Origin of the sequence: Nocardia alni (assembly GCF_019038435.1) — a bacterium.
In the GTDB taxonomy this organism is placed as follows: domain Bacteria; phylum Actinomycetota; class Actinomycetes; order Mycobacteriales; family Mycobacteriaceae; genus Nocardia; species Nocardia alni.
Genome location: NZ_JAGPOX010000104.1, coordinates 1 through 17,813, shown reverse-complemented (window position 1 = coordinate 17,813; position 17,813 = coordinate 1). Strand labels below are relative to the sequence as shown.

Below are 17,813 nucleotides of genomic sequence, written 5' to 3'. Positions count from 1 at the left end.
CGAGCCGCTCAGTCGGACAACGGCGGTCGCGCGCGGTGCAGGAAAGGACAGCCCCCGGTGGGCGAGCCCGATTCGTTGTCGTCGGGCAGGAAGTACTGCAGCCACTCCCGGTTGTCCGGATCGCCGTAATTACCCAGCGCCGCAGACGGTTCGAGGCCGTCGTCGAATGCGACCAATCTCTTGCGGATGCTCTTGCGTGCCAGCTGGCCGGCCCTGGTGTCGGGCTTGATGTTCTCGAAGACCCATTGCGGTTGGAAGGTGATGTAGAAGATCGGGCTGTGGCGGCTGCGACGCCGGACGTGCGCCGGCGTGCTGCACACCACGAACATGGGCGTGCCCTCGAAGACGTACTCCCACATCGGATGATCGATATTCTGCGGGATCCCCGCGGGCCACCCGGTGGTATCTCCGTCGTGCAGGTCCTGCAGGATCTCCCAGAACGTCCCGAAGTATCCGGACAGCGAATCGTCCGGCTCGTCGGTGTGGAAGAACACGATCAGCGAGGTCTCGCGCGAAATGGATTGATACATCGCGAGATACTGCCGGAGAATGACGCGAAGGCCCTCGCGGGCGTCGCGATCGTAGAGTTCGTCGATGAATCCGAATCGCAATCCCTCGGTCCGTGCGCCACGTACGGCGAACGTGCAGGGAAAGCCGTTCTCGGGCAATCCGATCAGGTCCAGCAACTCCAGGCCGTGTTTGACGCCCCACTCGGGCAGGGCGCCGAGGGTCACGCGGCGGAGGCGATCGGATTCGGTTGGGCTGGAACTACTGTCACTCTCCATCGTCAGACGATCTTTCGTAGCAGATCGTCGGGAATGATGGGCTGGTGATAGGTACATACGCCGGACAGCACGGTGGACCCGTGCAGTCGTGACACCGGGATGAGGATCTTGTCGCCGGTGCACAGCTCGATCTTGTGGGTGACGTTGTTCCAGAAGTGCATCTGCCCCTCTTCGATCATCACCAGCCGGTGCTCGTTGTGCACATGGGTGGTCGAGGTCTCCTCCTCGCTCTCCACGAATGTGTCCAGGTCGACGACGATCTCGTTGTCCTCGAGGTAGCGGTGGATCTTCTCGGCGTACTCCTGGTGCAGTTCGATCTGATCGGCCCAGGTGATCTGGGTGGCCAGGTCGCCGTCCCACAAATCGTGCAGGCGTTCGGCGGCGGCGAATCCGCGGCCGAACGCGCGGGAAGCCTGCTCGCCGTAGGAGGTCACCAGTGCCGCGAGAGTCTCTTCCAAGAACTCGTCGAGGTCGACCGACCAGCCGATACCGAGATCGAATCCGGCGAGATTCGTACCGGATCCGAGGCCGCGTTCGAGCAGCGGCCGCAGCGCGGCGGTATCGCGTGCCCCGGCCAGGTGCAGATAGATCGCCGCGCCGACGAGTTCGGGCAGCCGCGCCGGGTCGGCGGCGAGCGACAACAGGTGATTGCCCCGGGCCAGGGAGGTGCCCAGCAGCAGTTGCCATTGCGCGCTGGGAGTCTGCGCCAGACCCGCCGCGTCCAATAGTTCGCGGTAGGACGAGCGCAGCGCGATCCACTGCTGATACGACCCCAGCAGGGCGGTTTGCAGGCCGTCGAGATGACGCGGATATTCGCCGACACCGGCGCGCCCGAGCGCCTCCCGGACGGCAGGCATGAGGCCGTGGTACTGGATGAGCAGAAAGACGGCGGCTTCCTTTGCACCGGTAATCTTTTCGGCGGCCCGTGCGGCTTCCGGAGTGTTCTCGGACAATCGCCGCACGGCCGCGCGCGCCAGGTCGAGTGCGTCGCCGCCGCCGCTGTCGCCCAGGAAGTCGAACAGGTGGCGCTCGAGCACCGGGCGCGCCAATGCGGACCGCACGCGGTTGTCCCGGCTGTAGAAGTCGGCGCGGTCCTGGTTGACCGTATCCACGCCGTCGGCGGGCGCGATGAGGGTGGACTCGAGGTCGTAGATGTTGCGCAGCATGCGATGGCCCAGTAATGCGCTCAGGCGCAAGGCTTTCGGCGCGGGCATCGTCTCGTGGTACTTGACCCATGCCAGATCGTCGGGTCGCACCGGCCTGCGGTACGGGTTCGCGGGCGTGGTGAGCTCGCTCCATTCGGCGGCGCGAAATGCCGGATTCGAGGCGAACGCGACTACGAGGGCGTTCGGATCGGTGGTATCTGGAAGTTCCGGCAACGGCCGGTGGACGGTGTCCACGTCGATAAATCCCTTCGATCACACCAGCGCCCGGACGGTCACGCCGCCACAATAAGGGCACCCTTAATAAGGTAAGGCTACAATAACAACTCGAGAAGACCGCGTCGAGTCCTCATCGAGGCGCACTCGCGCCGGTCGTCGGTGCGGTGCCGCGGCGAGAATCGCCCGCGACACCACACCTTGTGCGTCCCTTAGAGTTTCGCGAAGACGCCGTCGAACTTGGTCAGCAGCCAGGTCGTGGTCCGCGCGGTCGGCAGCCGCAGCGCCGCGCTCACGTCCGCGTCGGTGGCCAGGTAGGCGCCGTGCCGCACGGCGGGCAGCTGCCGGAACAGCGGCTGGTTCTCGAGTTGCCCGGCCGCGCCCGGCGTCATGTATCCGACCGACAGCAGATCCGAATTCAGCAGGTCCAGCCGCTCCATGCTGATCTTCCCGTTCAACCCGCCGAGGCCACCGGAGATCCCGTGCAGCGAGTCGGGAAGTTTCATCCCGAGAGATTCGAAGAATTTGTTCGCGTTGTCGTCGGGGTTGGTGATGACCTCGATATTCGTCGAATCGACGAACAGACTGACGGCGAACGTCTTTCCGGCCAGCGCGGGATACCGGTTCTTGGCGTCGGCCGATGCCTTGGCGGCGTTGTCGATCACCGGCTGGGCATCGCCCGGACGGCCCAGCAGCTTGCCGACGAGCGTCGTGTCGTCCTGCCAGGAGTCCAGTGCGCCGGCCTTCAGCGACGGAATGGTCGGAGCCAGCTTGCTGAGTTTGTCGTACTCGTCCTTGGATGCGATGAGTCCGCCGCCGAGGATCAGATCCGGCTGCAACTGCGCGATCTTCTCCTCCGGCACCGACCCGCCGGGCCCGAGCGGTACCTGGGTCACCCCGGCCAGGTCCGGATTTCCTTGATCCCAGGGGTAATCCGCGTTCGTCAAGGGGTTGGGCGCGTACCCCGCGGGCTTGGTGTTCAGGGCGATCAGCGCGTCGGTGAAGGTCGGGGAGAGCGACACGATGCGCGTCGGTTTCCGCGTCACGACCGTCTGCCCGAAGGCGTGGTCGACGGTCACCGCCTGGTAGCCGGCCGTGCTCGACGATGTCGAATCCGTGCTGCCGCACCCCGCGATGAGCGCGATCGCGCCCACCGCGAGGGCGGCCGATACTGCTCGGCGAAGTATCGGGCGCTTGCGCGGTGTTGTCCGTGAAGTCATGGGAAAACGAAACCTCTCACTCAGATTAGGTTAGGCTAACCTAAAGCTGAATCAAGGTAAAGCGATCATCAAGCGATGTGGGCCGCACCACCGCCTACCTGATGCGCTCGCCCACCCGCTCTGTCGCGGTGCGCCCGCGCAGCCGCCACTGCTTGGCCCGTTGCTGCTCGCTCCAGAACCGGGCGTACTCGCCGTCCGCCGCGAACAGCTCGGTGTGCGAACCGGATTCGACAACGCGCCCGGCTCGCAGGTACACCACGTGATCCGCGTCCGCGATGGTGGAGAGCTGATGGGCGATGATGAGCAGGGTGCGGCCCTGCCCGAGCGCGCCGAGGGCCGCGGCGATCGCCGCCTCGTTGCGGGCGTCCAGGGCCGAGGATGCCTCGTCGAGCAGCACGATCGGTGCGTCCTTGAGCAGCGCCCTGGCGATCGAGACACGTTGGCGCTCACCGCCGGACAGGATGTGCCCGCCCGCGCCGACCGGGGTCTGCCACCCCTGCGGCAATCGCTCGACGATGGAGTCGACCTGTGCCAGGTTCGCCGCCCGGCGGACCTCGGCCTCGGTGGCGTCGGGCTTGCCGACGCGGATATTGGCCTCCAGGGTGTCGTCGAAGAGGTAGACGTCCTGCGGTACCAACGCGATTCGGTCCATCAGATCCGCGCCGCGCAGCTCTCGCACGTCGACGCCGCCGACCCGGACGCTGCCCGCGCTCGCGTCCCAGAATCGGGCCACCAGATTCACGATCGTGGTCTTGCCCGAGCCGGACGGGCCGACGAGCGCGGTGGTGCTGCCCGCGGGGACGGTGATGTCGACGTCGGAGAGCACGTCCAAGCCGTCGCGATAGCCGAAGCGGACGCCGCGCAGCTCGATCGCGGCGCCCGTATCGATGGGCGTCGCCGACGAATCGGGTTCGGCCAGTTCGGGATAGGACAGCAGCGCGTCGATCCGGCCGAGCCCGGCGGCGGAACCGCCGAGCATCAGCACCGCCGTCGGGATCTTTCCGATCGGACGCAGCGCCCAGATGCCGAAGACCAGCGCCGTGATCAACCGCGCGGCCTGATGTGACCCCGGTTGCCAAGCGCCGCTGCCGATCACGACCGCCACCGCGAGGACGACCACGAACCCGATCTGGACGCTGAGCTCGCCGACGTTGAGTCCGGCCGTCGCCCGCATGATCTGCTTGTTCGTCGTCGCGTGCCGATTGCGCAGCGCGGTCGACAGCTCACCGAGACCGCGGTCCTCACGCCCGCTCGCCCGCAGGACGGGCTGTGTCTGGGAAAACTCGATCAAGCGGGCATTGGCCTCGGTGACCGCGGCTGCCTCGGCTGCCTCGGCCCGCGAGATAGGGCCTGTGACAGCGCGTTGCAGCGCCCACAGGATCGGAATGACGATCAGCACGGCCAGCCCTACCGGCCAGTCCATCACGAGCACGACCACCAGCACGATTACCGGCGGGATGACGGTCTCGGTAATGGATTTCAGCGCCATCACGACACCGAGGGGCGCTTGGCTACCGCCTGTGACCAGCGCCGTCACCGATCCCGCGCTGGTGGAGTCGAACCAGCCCAGCGGCAGGGCGATGATCTTGTCGGCCAGCCGGGCGAACAGCTCACGGCGCAGCAGGGCTGCCACATGCGTGCCGAGATGTTCCATCACCGAGGTGACGATCCAATAGGCGGCGACCACGATCGCGAGCGGTATCAGCCACCGGCCGGCCACGCCGACATGGCGTCCGAGCAGGTTGTAGAGCACCGGAATGCACAGTGCCACAGCGGCTCCCTCGAGCACCGCGTTGCCGACGTTCGCGGCGATGAGCAACCGGATGCGCCGGCGTGCGGCGTCGCCGAAGATCTTGTCCAGCAGGCGGATCACGCGCGCGCTCCGATCGTCGTGGTCTGTAGCTGCCACAGCTTCGCGTATTCGCCTGCGGCGTCGAGCAATTCCTCGTGGGTGCCGCGTTCGGCCACCGAACCGTCCACCAGCACGACGATCTGATCGGCGTCCACGACCGTGTGCAGCCGGTGTGCGACCACCAGCAGCGTCCGGCCGCGCGCCAGCTCCGAGAGCGCATCCTGCACGGCCGCTTCCGATTCCGGGTCCGCGTAGGCGGTCGCCTCGTCGAGTACGAGTACCGGGGTGTCGGCGAGCAGCGTGCGCGCGATGCTCAGGCGCTGTCGTTCGCCGCCGGACAGGGCCGCGTCCTCGCCGAGCACGGTGTCGTATCCATCCGGCAGCGCGAGAATGCGGTCGTGGATCTGGGCGGCCCGCGCGACGCGCTCGATCTCGTCCTGTACGGCGTCCGGACGCGCGAGGGCGATGTTGTCGCGCACGGTGGCACGCAGCAGCGCGACGTCCTGGAAGACGAATCCCACTGTGCCGTACAGCCGCTGGGCGTCCAGCGACGCGATCGGTACGCCGTCGATCTCGATACTGCCCTCGGCCGGATCGTAGAAACGCGCGAGTAACTGCCCGACCGTGGACTTGCCCGCGCCCGAGGGCCCGACCAGTGCGGTCATCGTGCCCGGGGCGAGCTCGAGGTCGAGGTCGCGCAGGACCGTACGCTGCCCGTCGTAGGAGAAGGTCACGTTCTTCATCGACACCCGCCGGGCGCCGCCGCCGGTCGGCAACGTCGCCGGATCGGCCGGCTCGTCCATCTCGGGCACGTCGAGGATCTGATCTATCCGCTCGGCCATCGTCTGCGCCTTGTTCGGCATGGGACTGCCGATGCCGAGCCTGGGCAGGATCAGGTGCAGATACAGCGGGGTGGTGACGTCGAACAGCGTCAGTCCGAGCAGCAGGAACGCGATCACGTTCACCGGCCTGGCATCCCAGACGCCCAGCAGCAGGGTCGCCAGGGCCAGGATGATCAGCGCGACCGTGCCCGGAGCGACCGTGGCGCGGGTGCACGCGCGCAGGGTCGCGATGTTGTCGGTGAGGGTCTCGTCGGCGTCGGCATAGTCGGTGGCCGCCTGCCGGAACCTCGCGTGGGCGCCGTATGCCGTGCCGGGCGTGGCCTCGGCGTCGTCGCTCGCGCGATGGAAGACCTTGGATACCGTGATGCCCTGGACGAGTTCGACCGCCGCCGAACCCATCCGCGCCGAGGCCCCGGCCACCGCGCCGTAGGCGGGGATGATCTTCTTGGTCAGCGAATTGCGGATCAGCTGAGCGGCCGTGACCAGCACGACCACCGCCAGCGCCAGGCGCCAGTCCAGGACGAACAGGTAGACGACCACGGCGATTCCGGCGACCACCGATCCCGCCAGCTCCGGCTTGCGGTGGGCGACCTCCTCGTGCAGGCCCGCGACATCGTCTTGCACAACGGCTTTGGTCTTGCCGGCGGCGTCCGAGGAATACCAGCCCAGGGGGAGCCTGGCCAGATGTTCGGCCAGGCGCATCCGCAGCGACAGACTCAGATCCGCGTCGGCGAGATGAGCCAGCACGGACGACGCGATGCGGCACAGCGCGGCCGCCACCAGCGCGACGGCCGCGACGGCCACCCATGTCCACAGGTGCGCGCGAGAGGCGTGGCCGTTCAGCAGCAGTCCGGCGATCTCGACGGTGGCGATCACCGGGACCACCGCCAGCACCGCGGACACCGATTCGGCGATTGCCGCGACGGTCACCGGCCCGCGCACCTGCCTGGTCAGCGTGTCGACACGACGCTGTGCGTCGTTGCTTGCCATGAAAACTCCCTCGATGTTTGGTTAGGCTAAGCTTAACCGAAAGGGTGCCAGCGGCGCCCGGTCACCAGGAGGAATTTCGTGCCGTCCATGCCCGGCTTGCTGGCCACCATCACCGAGAAGTCCTTCGGCCATCGTGCGGCCGTCACTGCGGCCGAACGGATTTCGCCTCATTTTCTGACGGTGGATCTGCGGGTCGAGCCGTTGAAATCGGGCTGGAAGGCCGGGCAGGACATCCAGTTCCGGATCGACAACAACACCTTCCGGCACTACTCGGTCATGGCCGTCGACGAGGCGGGCACGGCGATCTCGGTGCTGTTCCACCTCGGCGCCGACGGGCCGGGATCCCGATGGGCCGCGGCGCTGGACGTCGGTCGTGAGGTGGTGGTCCTCGGGATGAACACGCCCGTGCCGAGTCGGCAGGGCAATCACCTGTATCTCGGCGACGGATCCGCCGTCGGCACGATTCGCGGTCTCGTCAACCGCGCTGCCGGCCAGGACACGCACGGTCCGGCGTCGGGGGCGGTCGAAGCGCCCGTCGAGGATCGGTCCGCGCTCGTGGATCTGCTGCCGGGAATCGAGATCCTTCCTGCCGCGACCATCCCCGGAGCTGCCGTCGCCGAGTGGATCGAGGCGACCCTGGACGAGGCGGTCCGATACGACGCCGCATCGCTGTTCGGGCACGCGCAGTCGATCCAGCGGCAGCGCCGGATATTGCTGACCCGTGCGGGTTTGGCACGAAAGGCAATCAGCACCAAGCCCTACTGGGCAACCGGGAAGACCGGACTGTGAGCGGGCGTCGCGCACGGTTGCAATCGCATTGCCGGGGCGACATTTTCGATATATCCGACGGGCGCGATGCCCAGCGCTAGAGTGGTGATCAGCCACTGACTGCCCGACGCGACGATGCGTTTCGGGATGCCGTGAATTGTGGTGTCACCCCGCGCATGGCTGATCACCCACGGCATAGTCACCCGAGCCGGACGCCGCTGAATTCGAACCGCAATCGGCCACGGCCAAGGTGAATTCACCTGTCGGTGCAGCTGACGCCGCCCTCTGTGAGCAGGACGTCCGGACGGATTTCATCGTAGATATCTCCTGATGTCGAGCTTGTCACGCACACCCTTCGAGCGTATAGGGAAGCCTAACCTTATGCGCTGACGGGTGAATGCGCGGGTGGCGTGCGGAATCGGCGCTCGTGTCGCAGCGTCGATCGGTGCGTTCGTAGGAGAAGTCACAATGAATATCCCATCCACGCCGCGGAGTGTCTCGTTCGAGCCGTCGACCCACGATCGCCTCCGTATAGCGATGGTCGTGCCGCCCTATTTCGACGTGCCGCCGGTGGCCTACGGCGGCGTCGAGGCCGTCGTCGCGGATCTGGTGGATGCTCTGGTCGGGCGGGGGCACGAGGTCACACTGCTCGGTGCGGGTCGACCCGGCACCGCGGCGCGCTTCGTGCCGGTGTGGGATCACATCCAGGCCGATCGGCTGGGCGAGGTGTTCCCGGAGGTGATGCACGCGTTGAAGATTCGCCGTGCCGTCGAACGGCTCGTCGCGCACGAGGGCGTCGATCTGGTCCACGATCACACCTTCGCCGGACCGCTCAACGCCCCCTTCTATCGCGATCTGGGGCTGCCGACCGTCGTCACCGTGCACGGACCGGTCGGCGGCGAGGAATACGAGTACTACAGCGAGTTGGGCAGGGACGTGTCGCTGGTGGCGATCAGCGACCGCCAGCGCGCCCTGGCACCCGATCTGAACTGGGCCGGTCGGGTACACAACGCGTTGCGCGTGGACGATTGGCCCCTCGAGAAGGACAAGAGCGGCTACGCTTTGTTCCTGGGTCGGTTCACCGAGGACAAGGCGCCGCATCTGGCGTTGCGGGCCGCGCACGCGGCCGGCATACCGTTGGTGCTCGCTGGTAAGTGCAAAGAACCCCCGGAGAAGGCGTATTTCGACAGGGCGGTGCGGCCGTTGCTGACCGAGCGCGATCACGTGTTCGGAATGGCCGACTCCGTCGCGAAGAAGAAGCTGTTGTCCCAGGCGCAATGTCTGCTGTTCCCGGTGCAGTGGGAGGAACCGTTCGGAATGGTGATGATCGAGGCGATGGTGTGCGGCACGCCCGTGGTGGCGCTGCGCGGTGGAGCGGTGCCGGAGGTGATCGTGGACGGGGTGACCGGCCGGATCTGCGACGATCCGGCCGAGCTGCCCGCGGCGATCGACGAGGTGCGCCACTACGATCCTGTGGCATGCCGCGAGCATGTGGCGCGTGATTTCGGCGCCGACACGCTCGGGCGTGGATATGAACACGTATATAGGCGGGTGCTGCGGTCGCGGCGGTCTCGGGCCGGGCGGTCCGCGACGTCCGTCGTGACGGTGTCCGCACAGATCGGTGTGGTGCCGGCACCGGCCACAGCGGTGTCGGCGCAGCTCGGCGCGTCGACACCCCCGGCGGGCGCGGCGGCGGCGAAAGCTGTGCGGCCGGCCCAGCTGGGCACTCGGTCGCCGCGCGGACCACTCACGGCGGCGGGGGATACCGCATGAACCCCAGCCCGCTCAACTCCGGTGAACCCACCACCCTGGGTGGCGCGGGTGGCGCGATCACCCTGGTGGACGGCAGCACGTTCTGCCTGTCGGACCGGATCGGCGACGTCGAGCCCGGCACCGCGCACGGTCTGTTCTACCGCGACGCCAGGGTGGTGTCGCGGTGGGAGCTGCGTGTGGACGGGCATCGGCCCGAACCGCTGTCGGTGCTGAGCCCGGAGGCGTTCACCGCGCGATTCATCCTGCGCCGGCCGCCGCGCGCGGGTGCGGCCGACAGCACCCTGCTGGTGGTGCGCGAGCGGCTCGTCGCGGATGGGCTGCGGGAGACGGTCACGCTGGAGAATCTGGGCCGCGAACCCACCGCGGTGTCCCTGGAACTGCACGCCGACTGCGATTTCGTGGATCTGTTCGCGGTGAAGGAGGGCCGCGGCGGGCACGGGCGCTCGGAGGTACTGGCCACCGATACCGAACTGGTGTTCACCGATCGGTCCGATCGGGCGCGCGGACTGGCCGTCACCTCCTCGGAGGCGCCGCAGGTGCTGCCCGGGTCGCTGTCGTGGCGGGTGGTCGTGCCGCCCGGCGGGCGGTGGCAGACCGAGATCCTGGCGCAGCCGACCATGGGCAACCAGCGGGTGCGGCTACCACTGCGGACGGGCGAGCATTACGAGGCCAGCGAGCCCGGCCGCAAGATCGAGGCGTGGCGTGATACCGCTACCAAGCTGACCTCGGGCGATCCACTGCTCACGGCCGTACTACAGCGCACCGAGAGCGATCTGGGCGCGCTGCGGATCCACGACGACACGAGCGAGGGCCGCACGTTCGTCGCGGCCGGCGCGCCCTGGTTCATGACCCTGTTCGGCCGCGACAGCCTGCTCACCGCGTGGATGGCGCTGCCGCTGGATGTGGGCCTGGCGCTGGGCACTTTGCAACAGCTGGCCGAGATGCAGGGCCAGCGGGTGGACCCGCTCACCGAAGAGGAGCCCGGCCGGATCATGCACGAGATCCGGCGCGGCCCCTCCGGCGGGCTGGCGTTGGGTGGTGAGGTCTATTACGGAACCGTCGATGCCACACCGCTTTTCGTGATGTTGCTGGCGCAGGTGCGGCGCTGGGGCGCGGATCCCGATGCGGTGCAGGCACTGCTGCCCGCCGCCGACGCCGCGCTGGACTGGATCGGGCATTTCGGCGACCGCGACGGAGACGGCTTCGTCGAATATCAGCGGGCCACCGACCGTGGGCTGATCAACCAGGGCTGGAAGGACAGCTTCGACGGAATCAACGACACCATAGGGCATTTGGCCGAGGCGCCGATCGCGCTGTGCGAGGTGCAGGGCTATGCCTACGCGGCGATGGAGGCCCGGGCCGAACTGGCCGAGGAGTTCGGCGAGGCGGCCATCGCCACCCGGATGCGGGATCGGGCCTCGGAGCTGCGCACGAAATTCGCCGAGGCGTTCTGGATGCCCGAAAAGGGTTGGTACGCGGTCGCACTCGATCGGCACAAGCACCGGGTCGATTCGCTGACCAGCAATGTGGGGCACTGCCTGTGGTCGGGCATCGTGACGGACGAGCATGCCGCGCAACTGGTGGAGCGATTGTCCGCACCACAGATGGACTGTGGATTCGGTCTGCGCACACTGGCATCCAGCATGGGCGCCTTCAATCCGATGAGTTACCACAACGGTTCGGTCTGGCCGCACGACACAGCCATCGCCGTCGCCGGACTGCTGCGCTACCGCCACATCCCCGGCGCGATCGAGTTGGCCACCCGCCTCTCGGACGGCCTGCTGGACGCGGCGGCGGCATTCGGCGGCCGCCTGCCCGAATTGTTCTGCGGTTTCCCGCGTTCCAGATTCCCGGCCCCGGTCCCGTACCCGACCTCCTGCTCACCGCAGGCATGGGCGAGCGCGGCGCCACTACTGCTGGTGCGCTCATTCCTCGGGTTGGAACCGGACGTGCCCCGGCGGACGTTGACGGTGCTGCCGCACCTGCCCGCGCGTTGGGGCAGAGTAGAACTCACCGATCTGCGGTTGGGAGGCACGGTGCTGGACCTGGCCGTGGACGGCAATAAGGTGCTCTCCTCGAACCTGCCCGACGAGTGGAAGCTGGTCACGCACTGAAGCGGTGATCCGGGCCGGGTGGTGAGTTCACCACCCGGCTTCGGTGGTATCGCCGCGGCGGCGCGGGGCGATGAACTCTTCCACGTTGGTGAAGGTGGTGGGCGGCTTCTCGGCATCCGTTCGGGACCAGCCGTTTCCGGTGACGCCACTGCTGGGGTGGGCGGACGCTTCGGTGTTCGTGACGGTCGAGGAGGGTTTCGCCGGGGACCAGCCGTTTCCGGTGACGCCGTTCGCGTTGGCGTCGTGCTCGGCTGCCAGGCGCTCCGGGGAGTTCGGGGGTGCCAGGGACACCTCCGGGGCCTTGGGCATGTGCGCGGTCACGTCCGGCATGCTCTCGACGATCTCGGACAATTTCGGAAGTCGGGCGCGGACCTCGGTCAGCGGTTGCATGAGCTCGGTGCGCTTGCGGGCTACCTCCGCCGCGGCCTGCTGAGCCGCCTCTGTCATCGCGCGGGCGATCTCGGAGTAACTGAGATCGGAGACGTCCGCGGTGAACTTGGTCTCGATCACGGTGCCGTCGGCATTCACCGTGACTGTCACCCGTTTACCGCGCGCGGTGCCTGTACCGGTGAGCTGGGTACGACGGCGCTGTAGATCGGCGATCAGCGCCACCTGTGTGTTGAAGTCCGACTTGAGTTCTGCCAGTCGGGCCTTGGCGAATTCGTTGGCCATCGCTGCCGCTACTGGAAGCCGTCGGAGTTTTGATCGTCGACCGTGGTGAGGTCGGTGGCAGAGGTGTGCACGCCCTCTGCATGGCTCTGGGAATGGCCGACCAGCCCGCTGGTGATTTCGTGGAGCGAACTCTGGGCGGCCAGGTAGCCGTCGTTGTTATCGCCCTCCGCGAATTTATAACCGTAGACGTCGTCACCCCAGGGAGAGCCCTTGCCGTCGGCCGAGGACTGCAAAGTGTTGAGCGTCTGGGAGATTCGATCGCTGACGTGTTGGACCTTGTCGGCAGCCTGGTGGAGTAACTCTGGATCTACCTGAACCTTACCCATGACTATGGACCTCCGCCCCGTACGCTCGACCTCATGACGATCTGAGTGTCTCCTGTATAGAGGATAGCGGTCCGGCCGAATCACCGGCAACGGCGGTGTCTACCACGAGTTCTTGGGGGTTGCAGTCCCGGGGGTGGCGTGTAAAGGTGCATTCGGGCCGGCATGCATCGGCCCGAGGTATCTGGGTTTCCGGTGTGGTTCGGTATCGCGGGCAGGCTCGGTGCGTTCCGCCGGGGAGGGTGGATTCGGTGCACAAGAATGGTTGTGCGGTCGGGTGGCTGTCATGGGGATGAGCAAACCGGGATGGGCCGAAGAACTGCTCGACACGCTCGGCTTGTGGTGGCCCGAGGGCGACGAGGATCAAATGTGGGCCCTCGCGCAGGATTGGTACGACGCGGCTAATTCGCTCGCCGACATCGACAACGATATCGACGCGGCCATCGCGGCGGTCCGGGCCGCGTATCCGGATGGTTCCGGCGGCGATCAGATGATTCAGCAGTTGCAGTCCATGCGCACGGGATCGCAGTCGATCGACGAGCTGACCAAGTGGTTCAACAACGTCGGTGACAGTGCCTCACAGGCTGGCGACTCGATCGAATCGGCGAAGATTCAATTCGAGACGCTGTTGATCACCACGGCGGCCGAACTCCTTGCGGCGGCGTTCTTTCCGCCGACCGAGGCCGAGGAAGACGCGTTCACGATTCTCGCCGCCAGGGCTGCGGCCAGGGAGGGTACGAAAGAGCTGCTGCAATACCTGGCCAAGGCCATTCTCAAGGATATGGTGCTGGCGTACTTGAAGAACGAGTGGAAGAAATTGCTTCTGCTCAATGTGGTTCTTCCCACCGCCGTGGACCTGGGCAACCAGATGGCGCACGGCAGGGGCATCAATTGGGACGAGGTCGGGCTCACGGCCGCGGGTGGTCTGGCCGGTGGTCTTGCCGGAGGACTGACGGGTTCGTTTCTGCGCGGCGTGATGGGGGATTGGGCCAAATCGCTCGGCGGGAAATTTTTGATGGGGACGCTCAGCGGCGGGGCCGGCGCATTGGGCGGCTGGGCGACGAATGCGGCGTTGACCGACAATTGGCAGTGGAGTTGGAAGGGACTTACCCAGGGGGCGGTGTTCGGCGCGGCAGGCGGCCTGCGTGAGGGCGCCAGGGGACGCAGCGGTAGCACGGACGTCACCGGCGACGGCAGCGTGCCCGAATCCCGGCTGAGCGCTGGTACATCCGACGAACCGTCGGTGTCGGTGAATGATGGACCCGGTACGGATGGTTCCAGCACCGCAGGCAACGAGGGGCAGGGCGCAACCGGTGAAAGTCCATCCGGTACAACGAGTTCGACCGGTTCCGACGTAGGCTCCGAGAATTCGCCCGGTGCGACGCATCCCGCCGGCTCCGACCATCCGGACGCCGGAGGCGCGGGTGCGCAGGAGCATTCGAGCGACTCACAGGGCAGTCTGCCGAGTTCGCAGTCCGGCGACGGGGTACGAGGGGCAGGTACGGCGGATTCTGTCGAATCCGGAGCCGGTGGACCGCGTGCGGGCGCATCGGATGGCGCCGGCGATGGTGTGGTAGATCGGGCCACGGCATCGAATGCGGCACCGCAATCGCCATTGTCGGCGCGCCCGAGCGGATCGGTGGACAGCGCGCGTCCGGCTACCGTCGGGGACGGGTCGAGCTCCTACAAATCGGCCGGTACCGAAACCAGCCCCACACGAACCGGATCCACAACATCAGCCGGGACGGGCGACCGAGCCGGTGCAGCCGGTCGCCCGTCGGGCGCGGACGGCGCGCAGTCGCGTGCGGACGCCCGAGCCGGTGCGGACCCGGCATCCGTCGGTGGCGACGCCGGGAAAGGTGACAAGTCGTTCACCCTGTCGGCAGGCCGGACGGACTCCCCGGTCGGCGATACCGCTGCGACCGGCGAGGTGGAAAGCACTCCAGGAATGGAGGTTTCGAGCGGCAGGCTGGAAGGCGAGGAAGCCCCGGCAACACTCGGAGCAGAGTCGGCCCGCTCCGGCCCGCACGAGGAATCCGGCCGCCCGGACCAGAGTCGGACGGTGAAGCCCGCGGGCGAGCGGGCCGGCTCGTCCTCACCGACCCGCCCTCGCCGTACCGGAGCCGAACCCGACTCCCGCACAGGCAGACCCGACCCTCGTTCGAGCGGACCCGGTCGATCACGCATCCGCGCGGGGGGCTCGGATCGACCGGTCGATCTGGCGGGGGCTCGCTCGCGTGGTGATGACGGTGGGCTCCCCGACGCGGAGGCGCGGGCTGGCGACGACGGCCGTCCGATCGAAGAAGTTCCGTTGGGGGACAACGAGACTCAAACATCCGATGACCCCGGTAAAGAGTCTCGCGCGGGTCTGCCGGGTGAAGAACCTGCCCCCGCCGACCACACTGCGGAACCGGAGGAGTCAACCAAACATGCTGAACATCAAGAGGATTCGCAGGACCAACAGCCGCAGGACCACTCCGACACGCAGGGTACCTCCACCGATGACCAGCCGGACATCGAGAAGGCCTTCGATGACAACGCCGAGTCGACCGATGCGGGGATCTCCCTGCATGGCGACGATGCGGGCCTGAACGCCCTGGCCCACAAAGTCCCCGCCGACGACCGCTACTACACCGCGGATGTCCACGTCACCGACGACGGCCACGCCCGCATCGGTGGCAAGCTCTACACGCCCGAGGAATTCGGCGACGCCCTGCGCAACCACGGCTGGGACGGCGAAAAGCCCATCCGCCTGATCGGCTGCAAGGCCGACTCCAACGACTTCGCCGACCGCCTGGCCGCGCACACGGGCGCAGATGTCCTGTCACCCACCAAGGACGCCTGGAGCGACGAGAACGGCCGCCTTTACAGCAGTTCGACCGTGCGCGACGCCGACGGCAACCCCCGACCGGGCATCCCGCCCGACGGGGAGTGGAACGTCACCCACCCAGACGGGACCAAGACCCGCGCGAGCGACGACGGCTTCGTACCGGGCACGTCCGAGGCGGATAAGCACAGCCTGGATCCGGACAGCGCGCAATCGCGACACACTGTGCCACCGGAGGGCCTGACTCGGCTGGAAATCATGCACCGGCAGGTTGATATGGCGAATGAGGATCCAAAGTATTTCAAGAAATATTACGCTGACCACACTAATCGGGCGCAGCGCAAGAGTGTGGATTTGAAGGATGACGAGTTCGGTGAAGTGCCGCCGGAGCTGGTGAAGGACCCGCAAACAGGACGTTGGATCTCGAAGGAAAACGAGCCGCCGGCGAAACGGCCGGACTACCTGAAAATCGAAGACCCCGTCGACCGCGATGGGACGGGTCAGGATGCACGTGATCGAATCGATTCGAGCGGTAGGGATCGAATGAAGTCCATTGTTGCTGACAAGGCGGCAGAGGAGGCGCTGAAGAATGCTCGTGCCGCACAGGAAGCGCATGACACGCCCGAAACCAGGGAGGCGGTCAACCAGGCTGACCAAGAGCATTCACCACTGCATGGAGCTATGTCGAAGAAGGCCGAGGAGTTCGGCGAGACTGTTGCCCGGGAGCATGCTATTCCCGACCATTATCCTGGTGCGACCTCCGAGGCGCTGGGTGGGCCGAAGAACGGTAACGATCAGTTCGATCAGGTTTGGCGGCACGGCGACAAGCTGGTTGTCGTCGAGTGTAAGAGTTCCATAGAGACGGCCCTCAACAGCCGACGTCTACCCAGCGGGGAGCGAGTGACCCAGGGGACTCGGGAGTACTTCCAGGATATTCTCGTGAAGATGCGTGACCGCGGCGAGTTGGAGCTCGCCGATGAGCTGGACGATAAACTGGACAATGGACTGGTCGACTATATACTCGTGGGAGGTGTACTGGACGAACAGGGTCGTTACCTCGGTTATGTGCGAAAGATATTCGACATTCGGGAGAAAGAATGATCTCGGTAACTATCGACCGGCACTGGACAGTGGATCCGGATGCCGAAAAATTCGCGAAGGCGATGGGGGCCAGCGCGGCCAAGACGATCGCCAAGCTCGAAGAGTCCCCGGGGCGTATCGACTCGGCATTCAGTAAGGCCTACCAGTACATGCGCGCGTGCTGTTCTTTCGACCCAGGAGTAGCTCTGCTCACGACCTGGGAATCGGTAGTGCAAGCTATGCAGGTCGCTGTCGCCATGTTCGCAGTGACGGGTCAGGATTCGGGAACGGTCGAGTGTCGTATCAATAACGAGGTTCGGCACTTGCGGGCTATCGGTCGGCGGCCGTATGTCAACGCGGGCAACTGGCTTACTGCATTCTGGCTGGCGGTAGTTAGTCGGGATCAGGACAGCATGACCCGGTTGTCTGAGATTCCGGTAGAGCGGCTGCGCGCACCCGAGGGTCATTTCGATGAATACATATATCACTGGGTAGATGTATTGCAGACCTTTCAGCTCAGGCAGCCGGGTCTGGCGGATAAACTCATAGCAACCATTGAATCTTCCCGCCCGGAAATTGCAACCATCACCCCTCGCGATCAGTTGCAGTACATTTTGTATCAGCCGATCAATCTATTCCGTCTGTACGTTCGCGACAAGCGTGATGAATTTGGTCCGGCATTGGTCGAGGCGTTGGAATTACATAAACTCTACTGGACCGCAGATGAGGACAGGGCCAACGACCCGTATGGTCGAATTGCATTAGGGCCGTTGGCAATTGCCCGGTTTGCCTATGACGATGATTTCCCGATCGATGTGGAGTCCGACTATCTGCCAGCGCACCTCCTGCGCCCCGATTGGTCGATGGACTGAAGGTTCGATCGAATGTCCTCTACGGGGCTGTGATGGTCGACACCGCACGTTCCTTTGTCGCGGCGTCGATGGTATCGAGGTGGAAATCGCGGGACCGGATGTGCTCGACCAGTTCCGGTTGGGGGGTGAAGTTGTGTTTGCGGAGGTAGTGGGGGACGGAGCCTGCCCAGATCCAGGTGCCGTCGGTGCGGTAGTTGAGGGGGACGTCGTGGTCTGTGGGGGTGAATTCGTCGGTGTCCAGGGTGCGGGCGGCGAGGATTACCGGGGCGGATTCGAGGTAGGTGAGGAGGCGGTCTCGGAGGTCGGGGGGGAGGGG

General features: G+C 66.1%; 13 protein-coding genes. 5 read left to right on the top strand and 8 right to left on the bottom strand.

Annotation, left to right across the window (positions count from 1 at the left end):
• Nucleotides 1-8: 8 nt before the first annotated feature.
• The 5 genes from JZ791_RS31075 to JZ791_RS31055 form a co-directional block, all read right to left on the bottom strand.
• Nucleotides 9-785: a YqcI/YcgG family protein gene (locus JZ791_RS31075; protein ID WP_216899230.1), complete on the bottom strand. Its 777-nt coding sequence runs from the start codon at nt 783-785 to the stop codon at nt 9-11.
• 2 nt (nt 786-787) lie between these two features.
• Nucleotides 788-2,185 (bottom strand): cupin domain-containing protein, encoded by a 1,398-nt coding sequence (locus tag JZ791_RS31070; RefSeq protein WP_216899228.1) that lies wholly within the window; start codon nt 2,183-2,185, stop codon nt 788-790.
• A gap of 191 nt (nt 2,186-2,376) precedes the next feature.
• Nucleotides 2,377-3,384 (bottom strand): ABC transporter substrate-binding protein, encoded by a 1,008-nt coding sequence (locus JZ791_RS31065; RefSeq protein ID WP_216899226.1) that lies wholly within the window; start codon nt 3,382-3,384, stop codon nt 2,377-2,379.
• Between the two features lie 94 nt (nt 3,385-3,478).
• Nucleotides 3,479-5,293: an ABC transporter ATP-binding protein gene (locus JZ791_RS31060; RefSeq protein ID WP_216899225.1), complete on the bottom strand. Its 1,815-nt coding sequence runs from the start codon at nt 5,291-5,293 to the stop codon at nt 3,479-3,481.
• A complete protein-coding gene (locus tag JZ791_RS31055; protein ID WP_216899224.1) occupies nt 5,254-7,068 on the bottom strand; it encodes an ABC transporter ATP-binding protein in 1,815 nt (604 codons plus the stop codon). Before JZ791_RS31055 ends, JZ791_RS31060 begins: the two co-directional genes overlap by 40 nt.
• Before the next feature lie 78 nt (nt 7,069-7,146).
• Here JZ791_RS31055 and JZ791_RS31050 point away from each other — a divergent pair, with 78 nt between their 5' ends.
• From JZ791_RS31050 to JZ791_RS31040, 3 genes are all read left to right on the top strand, one after another.
• Nucleotides 7,147-7,857: a siderophore-interacting protein gene (locus JZ791_RS31050; RefSeq protein WP_216899222.1), complete on the top strand. Its 711-nt coding sequence runs from the start codon at nt 7,147-7,149 to the stop codon at nt 7,855-7,857.
• A 447-nt stretch (nt 7,858-8,304) separates the two neighbouring features.
• Entirely contained in the window at nt 8,305-9,609 is a 1,305-nt protein-coding gene (locus JZ791_RS31045) for a glycosyltransferase family 4 protein (protein ID WP_254206641.1), read from the top strand.
• On the top strand, nt 9,606-11,723 hold the full coding sequence (locus JZ791_RS31040) for an amylo-alpha-1,6-glucosidase (protein ID WP_216899220.1): 2,118 nt from the start codon (nt 9,606-9,608) through the stop codon (nt 11,721-11,723). The genes JZ791_RS31045 and JZ791_RS31040 overlap by 4 nt, the downstream gene beginning before the upstream one ends.
• Nucleotides 11,724-11,750: 27 nt before the next feature.
• On the opposite strand, the gene JZ791_RS31035 is transcribed toward JZ791_RS31040, so the two are convergent.
• Nucleotides 11,751-12,395, bottom strand: a complete 645-nt coding sequence (locus JZ791_RS31035) for a YbaB/EbfC family nucleoid-associated protein (protein WP_216899218.1) — start codon at nt 12,393-12,395, stop codon at nt 11,751-11,753.
• An 8-nt stretch (nt 12,396-12,403) separates the two neighbouring features.
• Entirely contained in the window at nt 12,404-12,721 is a 318-nt protein-coding gene (locus tag JZ791_RS31030) for a WXG100 family type VII secretion target (protein ID WP_216899217.1), read from the bottom strand.
• 283 nt (nt 12,722-13,004) lie between these two features.
• Here JZ791_RS31030 and JZ791_RS31025 point away from each other — a divergent pair, with 283 nt between their 5' ends.
• Together JZ791_RS31025 and JZ791_RS31020 are read left to right on the top strand one after the other, a co-directional pair.
• Nucleotides 13,005-16,646, top strand: coding sequence for a WXG100-like domain-containing protein (locus JZ791_RS31025; RefSeq protein ID WP_216899215.1), 3,642 nt, complete (start codon nt 13,005-13,007; stop codon nt 16,644-16,646).
• Nucleotides 16,643-17,497, top strand: coding sequence for an immunity 49 family protein (locus tag JZ791_RS31020; protein WP_216899213.1), 855 nt, complete (start codon nt 16,643-16,645; stop codon nt 17,495-17,497). The genes JZ791_RS31025 and JZ791_RS31020 overlap by 4 nt, the downstream gene beginning before the upstream one ends.
• A gap of 19 nt (nt 17,498-17,516) precedes the next feature.
• Here the strand turns inward: JZ791_RS31020 and JZ791_RS31015 are convergent.
• Nucleotides 17,517-17,813 (bottom strand): hypothetical protein (locus JZ791_RS31015; RefSeq protein ID WP_216899212.1); only part of this gene is annotated, 297 nt, incomplete at its 5' end.